11 protein-coding genes are annotated in these 11,158 nt (G+C 73.1%); 3 read left to right on the top strand and 8 right to left on the bottom strand.

Translation table 11 applies throughout. From position 1 onward, the window contains the following. Window positions 1-572: 572 nt before the first annotated feature. Genes ACFWA7_RS38375 through ACFWA7_RS38365 form a run of 3 tightly spaced genes read right to left on the bottom strand, consistent with a single transcriptional unit; the run spans window position 573 to window position 2,627 of the window. Window positions 573-1,520, bottom strand: coding sequence for an NAD kinase (locus ACFWA7_RS38375; protein WP_385549682.1), 948 nt, complete (start codon window positions 1,518-1,520; stop codon window positions 573-575). A gap of 5 nt (window positions 1,521-1,525) precedes the next feature. Continuing rightward, window positions 1,526-2,341, bottom strand: coding sequence for a TlyA family RNA methyltransferase (locus ACFWA7_RS38370; protein ID WP_385549658.1), 816 nt, complete (start codon window positions 2,339-2,341; stop codon window positions 1,526-1,528). A gap of 7 nt (window positions 2,342-2,348) precedes the next feature. Further along, on the bottom strand, window positions 2,349-2,627 hold the full coding sequence (locus ACFWA7_RS38365; RefSeq protein ID WP_385549661.1) for a hypothetical protein: 279 nt from the start codon (window positions 2,625-2,627) through the stop codon (window positions 2,349-2,351). Window positions 2,628-2,669: 42 nt separating this feature from the next. Here ACFWA7_RS38365 and ACFWA7_RS38360 point away from each other — a divergent pair, with 42 nt between their 5' ends. Then, a complete protein-coding gene (locus tag ACFWA7_RS38360; RefSeq protein WP_385827790.1) occupies window positions 2,670-3,017 on the top strand; it encodes an SCP2 sterol-binding domain-containing protein in 348 nt (115 codons plus the stop codon). Between the two features lie 76 nt (window positions 3,018-3,093). Here ACFWA7_RS38360 and ACFWA7_RS38355 read toward each other — a convergent pair whose 3' ends face one another. From ACFWA7_RS38355 to ACFWA7_RS38340, 4 genes are all read right to left on the bottom strand, one after another. Next, on the bottom strand, window positions 3,094-3,897 hold the full coding sequence (locus ACFWA7_RS38355) for an ABC transporter ATP-binding protein (RefSeq protein WP_385827788.1): 804 nt from the start codon (window positions 3,895-3,897) through the stop codon (window positions 3,094-3,096). Window positions 3,898-3,962: 65 nt separating this feature from the next. Next, on the bottom strand, window positions 3,963-4,991 hold the full coding sequence (locus ACFWA7_RS38350; protein ID WP_385549670.1) for a FecCD family ABC transporter permease: 1,029 nt from the start codon (window positions 4,989-4,991) through the stop codon (window positions 3,963-3,965). Further along, entirely contained in the window at window positions 4,988-6,043 is a 1,056-nt protein-coding gene (locus ACFWA7_RS38345; protein ID WP_385827795.1) for a FecCD family ABC transporter permease, read from the bottom strand. The genes ACFWA7_RS38350 and ACFWA7_RS38345 overlap by 4 nt, the downstream gene beginning before the upstream one ends. 171 nt (window positions 6,044-6,214) lie before the next feature. Continuing rightward, entirely contained in the window at window positions 6,215-7,243 is a 1,029-nt protein-coding gene (locus tag ACFWA7_RS38340; RefSeq protein WP_385827786.1) for an HAD hydrolase-like protein, read from the bottom strand. Between the two features lie 70 nt (window positions 7,244-7,313). Between ACFWA7_RS38340 and ACFWA7_RS38335 the strand changes: the two genes are divergently transcribed. Continuing rightward, a complete protein-coding gene (locus ACFWA7_RS38335; RefSeq protein WP_385549679.1) occupies window positions 7,314-8,615 on the top strand; it encodes a DUF1015 domain-containing protein in 1,302 nt (433 codons plus the stop codon). A gap of 88 nt (window positions 8,616-8,703) precedes the next feature. On the opposite strand, the gene ACFWA7_RS38330 is transcribed toward ACFWA7_RS38335, so the two are convergent. Further along, window positions 8,704-9,594, bottom strand: coding sequence for a hypothetical protein (locus ACFWA7_RS38330; protein ID WP_385827793.1), 891 nt, complete (start codon window positions 9,592-9,594; stop codon window positions 8,704-8,706). On the opposite strand from ACFWA7_RS38330, the gene ACFWA7_RS38325 reads away from it, so the two are divergent. Then, on the top strand, window positions 9,544-11,158 hold a 1,615-nt coding region (locus ACFWA7_RS38325), incomplete at its 3' end, for a hypothetical protein (RefSeq protein ID WP_385827797.1). The genes ACFWA7_RS38330 and ACFWA7_RS38325 overlap by 51 nt on opposite strands.

Here is an 11,158-nt window from a genome sequence, read left to right as displayed (position 1 = left end):
GGTCCGGGGGCGAAGCCCAGGTGACCCACCCACCCCCTGCAAGAGGCCCGGGGCGGAGCCCCGGAGCGGGGTGCCGGGGCCGCAGGCCCCGCCCCCTCAGGGGCGCGGGGAACTGCGCGACCAGCCCCCACCGAACCCGCAGACGAACGGAGTCCGGGGCGGAGCCCCAAAGCGGGGGGCGGGGCGCAGCGAACGTAGCCCACCCACTCCAGACGGGGGCGCGGCCCCAGCGGGGGGGGTACCGGGGGGGGCAGCCCCAGCGGGGGTACCGGGGGGGCGAGGCCCCCGTAGCGGGGTGCAGGGGCCGCAGGCCCCGCGAGCAGGTGCAGGGGGCGTGCGCCCCAGCGGGGGTACCGGGGCGGAGCCCCGTAGCGCGGGGTGCAGGGGCCGCAGGCCCCGCAAGCGGGTGCGGGGGCACAGCCCCGCCCGGGGTCCGGGGGCGCAGCCCCGCCCGGGGTCCGGGGGCGCAGCCCCGCCCGGGGTCCGGGGGCGCAGCCCCCGGGAAACCCTCCTCCACCCCCACCCACCCCCGGAGGGTTAAGGGAACGGGCGGGGTGGGGGCTCAAACAACCTCAGTGCGGCGCACCCCTCCACCCACTGACCGGCAGCGCGAACTTAGCCACCAGCCGGTCCGTGAACGACGCATGGTGCAGCCGCGCCAGACGGACCGGCACAGCCCCCCGCCGAACCTCCACCCGAGCCCCCGGCGGCAGCTCGACCGTACGGCGCCCGTCGCACCACAGCACCCCGTGCGGCGTATACGGCTGCACCTCCACCGCCAGCACCGAACTCGGCGACGTCACCAGCGGCTTGGCGAACAGCGCGTGCGCGCTGATCGGCACCATCAGGAGCGCCTCGACCTCCGGCCACACCACCGGCCCGCCCGCCGAGAAGGCGTACGCCGTCGACCCGGTCGGCGTCGCGTACACGATCCCGTCGCAGCCGAACCCCGTCACCGGCCGCCCGTCGATCTCCAGGACGACTTCGAGCATCCGCTCGGGCGACACCTTCTGCACGGCGGCCTCGTTGAGCGCCCAGTCGGTGTGCACCACGTCGCCGTTGCTGTGCACCACGACGTCGAGGGTCATCCGCTCCTCGACCTCGTAGGAGCGCGCGACCACCCGGTCCACGACCTTGTCCAGGTCGTCCCGCTCCGCCTCGGCGAGGAACCCGACCCGGCCGAGGTTGACGCCGAGCATCGGCACCCCGGACGCCCGCGCGAACTCGGCGCCGCGCAGCAGCGTCCCGTCCCCGCCGAGCACGATCAGCAGCTCACATCCGTCGAGGCACTGCGGGGTCGCCTCCTTGACCGTCTTCACGGACGCGGGCAGCGGAATGTCGGCCGCCTCCGCCTCCAGGACCCGCACCCCGATGCCGCAGCGCAGCAGCCCCTGTACCACCAGCTCCGCACTGCGGATGGCGGCGGGCCGCCCGGTGTGCGCGAGCAGGAACACCGTGCGCTCCGCCGCACCCTGCTCGCACGCGGCGTCCCCCCCGCGCGTCTCCTCCGCGTTCTCCAACGAGCTCAACTAGGTCCCTCCGCCACTGCACGCTCGACATCAGCCGGATCCAGCGCGGGCGCTCCCGCCCGCAGCCACAGAAAGTATTCGACATTGCCGGAGGGTCCGGGGAGAGGGCTGGCCGTGACCCCGAGCACACCGAGCCCGAGCCCGGCGGCCTGCGCGGCCACCGTGCGTACGGTCTCGGCCCGCAGCTCCGGGCTGCGCACCACACCACCGCTGCCGAGCCGGTCCTTGCCGATCTCGAACTGCGGCTTGACCATGAGCACCAGGTCCGCGTCCGGCGCGCAGCACCGCACCAGCGCGGGCAGCACCAGCCCGAGCGCGATGAAGGACAGGTCCCCCACCACCAGGTCGGCCGGCTCGCCGTCGATGTCGTCGAGCGTCAACTCCCGTACGTTCGTACGGTCCTTGACGGTGACCCGGTCGTCACTCTGGAGGGACCAGGCGAGCTGTCCGTACCCGACGTCCACCGCCACCACGTGCCCGGCGCCCGAGCGCAGCAGCACGTCCGTGAAGCCACCGGTGGAGGCGCCCGCGTCCAACGCCCGGCGCCCCTCGACCTTCAGCCCCTGCGGGACGAAGGCCGCCAGCGCGCCGGCCAGCTTGTGGCCGCCGCGCGAGACGTAGTCCGGGTCGCTGTCGTCCTCGGCCACGACGATGGCGGCGGCGGTCTCGACCTGGGTGGCGGACTTGGTGGCGGTGTTGCCGCCGACCGTCACCCGCCCGGCGGCGATCAGCTGCGCGGCGTGCTCACGGGACCGGGCGAGCTTCCGGCGGACCAGCTCGGCGTCGAGGCGGCGGCGTGCCACTCCTGCCACGTTCGGTTCAGCTCCTGTTGTCGTACGTATGTGACGCGGGGGACGGGGCCGGCGGCCCCGGGCGGGCGTCGAGCGCGCTCAGCGTCTCGCGCAGCCCCCCGTGTACATCCTCGTACACCTCGACGTGTCCGTCCGTATCGAGGTGGTCGACGTCCGCCAGCCGCTCGACCAGGGCGTCCACCAAGGGGTCGCCGGTGGGGTCGCGGGGCACGTCCAGGGGCGCCGGGCCGACGGGGTCGTCGTGCCCGCCGGCCTCCGCCTCGGGCTCCGGCATCAAGTCGCTCATGCCAAGACGCTACCGCGTGGGCCTGCGGTACGGTCGATCACGATGGCGACGATGGAGGAGTGCCGCGCGGCACTCGACGTACTTTCCGGCACCCAGGCCGGCGCGAACGGCGACGTGCGCGCCGCCGCCGCGCTCGACCGCTCGCTGAGCTGCCACATCACGGACCTGGACCGCACGTTCACCGGACGCCTGCGGGACGGCCGCGTCGAGGTCGAGCGGACACTGGACGGCCCGCCGGCCGAGCGCGCCCAGATCCGCCTCGCCATGAAGGGCGACGACCTGGTGGCGATGGTCGCGGGCGAGCTGAACTTCGCGCGGGCGTGGACGTCGGGGCGGGTCCGCCTGGAGGCGGGGTTCCGCGACCTGCTCAGGCTGCGGACGTTGCTGTAGGAGTCCGGCCCCTTCACGTTGGACGAATTCACGTTGTACGAATTCACGTTGTACGAGACCGGTGCCCGCGCGCCCTTCAGGACACCGCTGCCGCGTCCCGCTGCCGCGCCGCCGGTATCACCAGCGGCGTGCCCGTCTCCGGGTCGTCGATGACCTGGCAGCGGACCCCGAACACCTCCCGCACCAGCTCCGCCGTGACGATCCGCGAGGGCGGCCCCTCGGCCACGATCTCGCCGTCGCGCATCGCGATCAGATGCGTGGCGTACCGGGCGGCCTGGTTGAGGTCGTGCAGCACCGCGACCAGCGTGCGCCCCTGGGACTCGTGCAGCTCGGCGCACAGGTCCAGGACCTCTATCTGGTGCTGGATGTCCAGGAACGTCGTCGGCTCGTCGAGCAGCAGCAGCGGGGTCTGCTGGGCCAGCGCCATCGCGATCCACACCCGCTGGCGCTGCCCGCCCGACAGCTCGTCGACGTACCGCTCCCCCAGCTCGCCCACACCGGTGGCGTCCATCGACTCCTGGACGATCCGCTCGTCCTCGGGCGACCACTGCCGCAGCAGCCCCTGGTGCGGGTATCGGCCGCGCGCGACCAGGTCCGCGACCGTGATCCCGTCCGGCGCGATCGACGACTGGGGCAGCAGCCCGAGGGTTCTGGCGACCTTCTTCGCGGGCATCGCGTGGATGGTCTGCCCGTCGAGCAGCACCCGCCCCTCGCTCGGCTTCAGCATCCGCGAAAGGGCGCGCAGGAGCGTCGACTTGCCGCAGGCGTTGGGGCCGACGATGACGGTGAACGAGTGGTCCGGGATCTCCACCGACAGGTCCTTGGCGATCACCCGCTGGTCGTAGCCGAGGGTCACCGAATCGGCGCTGAGGCGCTGCATGCTCGTACTCCTGGAGGAAGAACCGGAATCCGTACGGGTACGGGGGTCAGGGAGGTGCGGGCCGCTCATATCCGGCCCGCCTTGCGCTCGGTGACCAGCAGCCACAGCAGATAGAGGCCGCCGACCACCCCGGTCACCACGCCCACCGGCAGCTTGCTCTCGCCGAACAGCCGCTGGGAGGCCCAGTCGGCGGTGACGAGCAGGGTCGCGCCCATGCAGCCGGAGGCCAGGATGTTGGGCCCGGTGGCCCGGGTGAGGCGGCGGGCGAGCTGCGGCGCGGTGAGCGCGACGAAGGAGATCGGCCCGGCCGCCGCGGTCCCGGCGGCGTTGAGGAGCACGGCGGCGAGCATCAGCACGGTACGGGTCCGCTGGACGGGCACGCCGAGCGCGTAGGCCGCGTCGTCGCCCATCTCCAGCATCCGCAGCGGCCGTCCGTACGCGAGGATCACCGGCAGCAGCACCGCGAACAGCGCGAGCAGCGGCCACACCTGCGCCCAGTCCCGCCCGTCGAGCGAGCCGGTCAGCCACACCATGGCCCGGGTCGCGTCGACCAGCTGGGCCTTGGTGAGCAGGTACTGGATGCAGGCGGTGAGCATCGCGGCGGCGCCGATACCGACGAGCACGAGCCGGTAGCCGTGCACACCCTTCTTCCAGGCGAGCAGATAGACGGCGATCCCGGTCGCGAGCCCGCCCAGCAGGGCGCCGACCGCGACCTGGGTGGCGCTGCCCCCGAACCAGACGATGACGACGAGGGCGCCGACGGACGACCCCTGGCCGAAGCCGATGATGTCCGGACTGCCCAGCGGATTGCGGGAGATGGACTGGAAGACCGCGCCCGAGACGCCGAGCGCGGCGCCGACGAGCAGCCCCACGAGCACCCGGGGCAGCCGCAGCTCGTTGATGATGAAGTCCTGCTGGGCGGTGCCGGAGCCGAAGAGCGTACGGACGACGTCGAGCGGCGCGATCTCGAAGTCGCCGCTGCCGACGAGGACCACGCCCGCCGTGAGCGCCGCACCCAGCAGCGCCACGACGACGACCAGTGAGCGGGTGTCGGCCCGGAACGAGTAACCCCCGGGCGCACGTACGGCCTTCACAGCTGAGCCATCCTCTTGCGGCGGACGAGAAAGATGAACACGGGCCCTCCGATGAGCGCCGTGACGATGCCCACCTGGAGCTCGGAGGGCCGGGTGATCACCCTTCCGACCACGTCGGAGCCGAGCAGCAGCACGGGCGAGAGGACGGCCGAGTACGGCAGGATCCAGCGCATGTCGGGCCCGGTGATGGCCCGGACGATGTGCGGGACCATCAGTCCGATGAAGACGATCGGCCCGCAGGCGGCGGTCGCGGCCCCGCACAGCAGCGTGACGGTGACCATCGACAGGACGCGGGTACGGGTGAGATGAGCGCCCAGGGCGCGGGCGGTGTCGTCGCCCAGGGCCATCGCGTTGAGCGGCCGGGCGATGAGCGCGGCGAGCACCAGGCCGGCCGCCACGAACGGTGCGATCTCGGTGACGGTGTCCGCGTTGGCGGAGGCCAGCGAGCCGACCGACCAGAACCGCAGCCGGTCCAGGGCGGCCGAGTCCATCAGCTGCACGGCGTTGATATAGCCGTAGAGCGCGGCCGTGGCGGCCGTACCCGCGAGCGCGAGCCGGACCGGTGTGGCGGCCCGGCTGCCGCCCAGGACGTAGACGAGCGCCGAGACGACCGCGGCGCCGGCGAAGGCGAACCACACATAGCCGGTCAGGCTGGTGACGCCGAAGAAGCTGATCGCCGAGACCACGGCGGCCGAGGCACCCGCGCTGACGCCGAGGATGCCGGGCTCGGCCAGCGGGTTGCGGGTGAGCGCCTGCATCACCGCGCCGGAGACGCCGAGCGCGGCCCCGACGAGCAGCCCGAGCAGGGTGCGGGGCACCCGGGTGTCGTGGACGATGACGTCGTCGGCGGTGCCGGAGTAGTGGAACAGCCCGTGCCAGACGTCCGCGAGCGGGATCTGTTTGGCGCCGACCGCGATGCTCGCGAGGGCCACGAGGGCCAAAACCCCTGTGGCCGCGAGCAGTCCGGCGGCGCGCAGGGCGTGCCGCCGGGCGGTCGGGGCCGGGGGCGCGGGAGCGGTCTTCGCGCTCGGCTGGGAAGGGCTGTCTACCAACACGCAAGTTAGGTTAGCCTACCCTGCAAAGGGTCCGACAGGGCCCTTGATCCACAACCGGACCGCCACCGGGTTCTCAAGCGACCGGCGACCTCGACCGGTGACCTCAAGCGGCCGGCGGAAGGCCCCTGCCCCCGGCCGCCGACCGGACGCCGGGCCGGGCCCCCGGGGTCACAACCCCAGCCGCCCCAGCACCTTCCCCGCGTCCAGCTCGCACACACCCTCGCCCGCGTGCGTCCACGCCGCCGCGCACAGCGCCCGCAGACCGTCCAGCGGCTCGCCGTCGCCGTCCAGGGCGAACGCCTCGTCGCGTACGGCCGCCGTCCACCCGCCGCACCCGAACGCACCGTCGTTTTCAGCCACTTCCGGCTGGCCGGTCAGCATCCCCCGCAGATCCGCGTCCACGAACGTCGGCCGGTGCTCGGGCCGGGCGGCGAGCAGCTGGGCGCCGTCGGTCACCCCGGTGAGGACGAGCAGCGAGTCCACCCCGCCGCTGAACGCCCCCTCGATGTCCGTGTCAAGCCGGTCCCCCACCACGAGCGGCTTGCGCGCACCCGTCCGCAGGATCGTCTCCCGGTGCATCGGGGGCAACGGCTTCCCGGCCACCTGCGGCTCGGCGCCGGTCGCGATCCGCACCACCTCCACCGCCGCCCCGTTGCCCGGCGCGATACCGCGCCCGCTCGGGATCGTCAGATCGGTGTTGGACGCGAACCACGGCACCCCGGCCGCGATCGCGTAGCACGCCTCGGCGAACCTGCCCCACGCCAGATCGGGCCCGCCGTACCCCTGCACCACCGCCGCCGGGGCGTCCTCGGCCGACTCCACCGGCACGAGCCCGCGCTCGCGCAGCGCCACCCGCAGCCCCTCGCCGCCGATCACCAGCACCCGCGAACCCTCCGGCACCTGCTCGGAGATCAGCCGCGCCACCGCCTGCGCCGAGGTGATCACATCGCCCGGCTCGGCCGGCACCCCGAGCTCCGTGAGGTGCTCCGCCACCACGTCCGGCGTCCGCAGCGCGTTGTTGGTCACGTACGCGAGGTGCATCCCGCCCTCGCGCGCCGTGCCCAGCGAGCCGACGGCGTGCTCGATCGCCTCGCCGCCCGCGTACACCACCCCGTCAAGATCCAGCAGAGCCGTGTCGTACGCCTCGCTCAGCGCCCGCGCGCTGCCACTCGGCCGGGTCCTGCTCGGCTGGCTCATCCTCATCCACTCCTCGCTCGATGCTCTCCCCCGATCATCGCGCATGCCCGCACCCACTTACGATGCACTAATGACCACAACAGGGCGTGCGGACGACGACGGGCTGCGCCTGATCCCCTTCCGAGGCCTGCGCTATGTACCCGAGCGCGTCGGCAGCCTCGCGGCCGTGACCTCCCCGCCGTACGACGTGGTGGTGCGGCCCGACGGACTCCTCCACCTGGAGTCGGCGGACCCGTACAACATCGTCCGGCTGATCCTCCCGCAGGCCGCCACGGCCACGGCACGGCACCAGCAGGCCGCGCTCACCCTCGACGACTGGCTCTCGGAGGGCGTCCTCGCCCCCGACCCGGAGCCCGCGCTGTACGTGTACGAACAGCACTACGGCGGGCTGCTCCAGCGCGGCCTCATCGGGGCGCTGGCCCTCTCGGAGCCCTCCGAGGGCGTGGTGCTGCCGCACGAGGACGTGATGCCGCACGTCGTCGAGGACCGCGCCGACCTGATGCGGACGACGGCCGCGCACTTCGAGCCGCTGCTCCTGACGTACCGCGGCGACGCGGGCGCCAACGGCGGCACGCCGGCGGGCGCGGGAGCGGTCATCGAGCGGACTGTACGGCGCGAGCCGCTGCTCGCGACGACCACCGAGGACGGCTACAGCCACCGCCTGTGGGCGGTCACGGACCCCGCCGACCTCGCCGAGATCCAGACGGAACTCGCGCACCACCAGGCGGTGATCGCCGACGGCCACCACCGCTGGGCGACCTATCTGCGACTGCGTTCGGAGCAGTCGGCGCCCGGCCCCTGGGACTTCGGCCTGGTCCTGCTCGTCGACACGGCGCGCTATCCCCTGCGGGTACGCGCCATCCACCGGCTGCTCCACCGGCTTCCGGTCAGCGATGCCCTGGCCGCGGTGGCCGAAACCGGTGCCTTCCGCGTCCGTACGCTCGCGGTGCCGCTGCCCGACGCGCTCGACGTCCTCGCGGAGGCGAGCACCGCGGGCAACGCGTTCCTGCTGGCGGGCGACGGACGCTTCCACCTCCTGGACCGTCCCGACGCCGGCCTGCTCGCCCGCACCGTCCGCACGGACCGCCCGCAGGCCTGGCGCGACCTCGATGCGACCGTGCTCCACTCGACGCTCCTGGACCACGTCTGGCGCATCCCGGACGCACCCGAGGACATCATGTACATCCACGACACGGCGGCCGCCGTCGAGCAGGCGGAACGTCGCGGCGGAACAGCGGTGCTCATGCATCCCGTACGCGAGGAGGTCGTCCGGGACCTCGCCCGCCAGGGCGTCACGATGCCCCGCAAGTCGACGTCCTTCGGCCCGAAGCCGGCGACAGGCCTGGTGCTGCGGAGCCTGACGGTGAACTGAGCGGCACGCGGATACGGCGGTACCCGGATACGACAGAGGGCGGCACCCCCGCCCGGGGGGCGCCCGCGTCTCAAAAGCCTACAGGAGCTCAGGCCTTGTCGGCCGGACCCTTGTCCGCGTCGGCCTCGACGTCAGCGTCGGCCTCAACCTCGGCCTCGTCGAAGTCGTCGGCGTCCACGTCGTCCATGTCATCCATGTCGGCGCGGTCGTCGTCCTCATCCGGCAGGGTGTCCGACTCGTCATCGGCGCCGGCGAGGTCGGTGTCCGGCTCGTCGGGGAGTTCGGCGTCGGCCCGCTCCTCGTCGAGGGCGTCCACGAAGTCCACGCCGTCCATCGCGGCCAGCCGGTCGGAGGCGTCGGTGGCGCCGTCCTTGTCGGACTCCAGCGCCTTGGCGAACCACTCGCGCGCCTCGTCCTCACGCCCGGCGGCGAGCAGCGCGTCGGCGTACGCGTACCGCAGACGCGCGGTCCACGGCTGCACCGAGTTCGACGCCAGCTCCGGGCTCTGCAGGGTCACGATGGCAGCGTCCAGCTGCCCCAGGTCCCGCCGCGCACCGGCCGCGACCAGGCGCATCTCGACCTGGCTCGCCTTGTCGAGCTTCTGCACCTCCGGCGCACCGGCCATCTCCAGCGCACGCTCGGGCCGGCCCATGCCGCGCTCGCAGTCGGCCATGACGGGCCACAGCTCGACGTGCCCGGTCATCCGCCGCGCGGCCCGGAACTCGGCCAGCGCCTCGGAGTACTTCTGCGTCGCGTACGCCGCGAACCCGGCCGCCTCGCGGACAGCCGCCACACGGGAGGCGAGCCGCAGAGCGATACGTGAGTACGCGTACGCCTGCTCGGGGTCCTCGTCGATCAGCCGGGCCACCATGACCAGGTTCTGGGCGACGTCCTGGGCGAGGGTCTTCGGCAGGCTCAGCAGCTCCTGGTGAACGTCCTCGTCGATCTCGTTGCCCGTGACGTCCTCGTCGATCGGCAGCCGCTTGATCGGCTCACGGTCGCGCTCGCGCTCACGGCGGTCGTCGCCGCCACGGAACCCACCACGGTCGTCGTCGCGGCGCGGGCCACGGTCGTCACGGCGGAAGCCGGGACGGTCGTCGCGACGGTCATCGCGACGGGGGCCACGGTCGTCGTCACGGCGGGGCCCGGACGGACGGTCGTCGCGCCGGTCGTCGCGGCGGAAACCGCCACCGGAGGACGGACGGCCACCACGGTCGTCGTCACGACGGAAGGAGGGACGGTCATCGTCACGACGGGGCCCGGACGGACGGTCGTCACGGCGCGGGCCGGACGGACGGTCGTCACGGCGACCGTAGCCACCGCCACCGCCACTGCCACCGGAGGGACGGCCGTAGCCGCCACCGGACGGGCGACCACCACGGTCGTCATCACGACGGAAGGAGGGACGGTCGTCATCGCGGCGCGGGCCGCGGTCGTCACGACGGTCGTCGCCGCCACGGAAGCTCGGGCGGTCGTCACGACGGAAACCGCCACCGCTGCTGCCACCACGGCTGTCATCACGGCGGCCGTAGCCACCGCCACCGGAGGGACGGCCACCACGGTCGTCATCACGACGCGGGGCACGGTCGTCACGCCGGTCATCGCGACGGAAGCCACCACCGGAGGACGGACGGCCACCACGGTCGTCGTCACGACGGAAGGAGGGACGGTCGTCATCACGACGGGGCCCGGACGGACGGTCGTCACGCCGGTCATCGCGGCGGAAACCGCCACCGGAGGACGGACGGCCACCACGGTCATCGTCACGACGGAAGGACGGACGGTCATCGTCACGACGGGGCCCGGACGGACGGTCGTCACGGCGCGGGCCGGACGGACGGTCGTCACGGCGCGGGCCGGACGGACGGTCGTCACGGCGACCGTAGCCACCGCCACCGCCACTGCCACCACCGGAGGGACGGCCGTAGCCACCACCAGAGGGGCGCCCACCACGGTCGTCATCACGACGGGGGCCGGACGGACGGTCGTCACGACGGCCGTAGCCACCGCCACCGCCACTGCCACCACCGGAGGGACGGCCGTAGCCACCACCGGACGGGCGACCACCACGGTCATCGTCGCGGCGCGGGCCGCGGTCGTCGCGACGGTCGTCGCCGCCACGGAAGCTCGGGCGGTCGTCACGACGGAAACCGCCACCGCTGCTGCCACCGCTGCTGCCACCACGGCTGTCATCACGGCGGAAGCCCCCACCGGAGCCGCTGGAGCCGCTGGAGCCGCCACGGTCGTCACGGCGCGGACCACGGTCGTCACGACCGCCCCGGTAGCCGCCCCTGTCACCGCCGTCACGGCTGCGCCCCTCGCGCTGCGGACGGTCCTCGGGAGAGTTGGTGGACATCGGTGCGACTCCTGTCTTCGGGTACTGCAGTCATTCTCGCGCAGTCGGCTGCCCGACGCGCTTCGGAAAAGTGAAGCGAAAATAAAAAAGGACCCTTGGTCCCAGCATGAACGCTGGGACCAAGGGTCCTTGAAAGATTGTTCGGCGGTGTCCTACTCTCCCACAGGGTCCCCCCTGCAGTACCATC

This window comes from Streptomyces sp. NPDC059994 (assembly GCF_042737755.1).
Taxonomy (GTDB): Bacteria; Actinomycetota; Actinomycetes; order Streptomycetales; family Streptomycetaceae; genus Streptomyces.
This window is presented reverse-complemented; position numbering and strand designations above follow the sequence as displayed.

Bases quoted from the DNA above. Each gene is read 5' to 3' on its own strand.
- ACFWA7_RS38365 (WP_385549661.1), bottom strand. From the start codon at position 2,627: ATGAGCGACTTGATGCCGGAGCCCGAGGCGGAGGCCGGCGGGCACGAC.
- ACFWA7_RS38335 (WP_385549679.1), top strand. From the start codon at position 7,314: ATGACCACAACAGGGCGTGCGGACGACGACGGGCTGCGCCTGATCCCC.
- ACFWA7_RS38355 (WP_385827788.1), bottom strand. From the start codon at position 3,897: ATGCAGCGCCTCAGCGCCGATTCGGTGACCCTCGGCTACGACCAGCGG.
- ACFWA7_RS38340 (WP_385827786.1), bottom strand. From the start codon at position 7,243: ATGAGCCAGCCGAGCAGGACCCGGCCGAGTGGCAGCGCGCGGGCGCTG.
- ACFWA7_RS38360 (WP_385827790.1), top strand. From the start codon at position 2,670: ATGGCGACGATGGAGGAGTGCCGCGCGGCACTCGACGTACTTTCCGGC.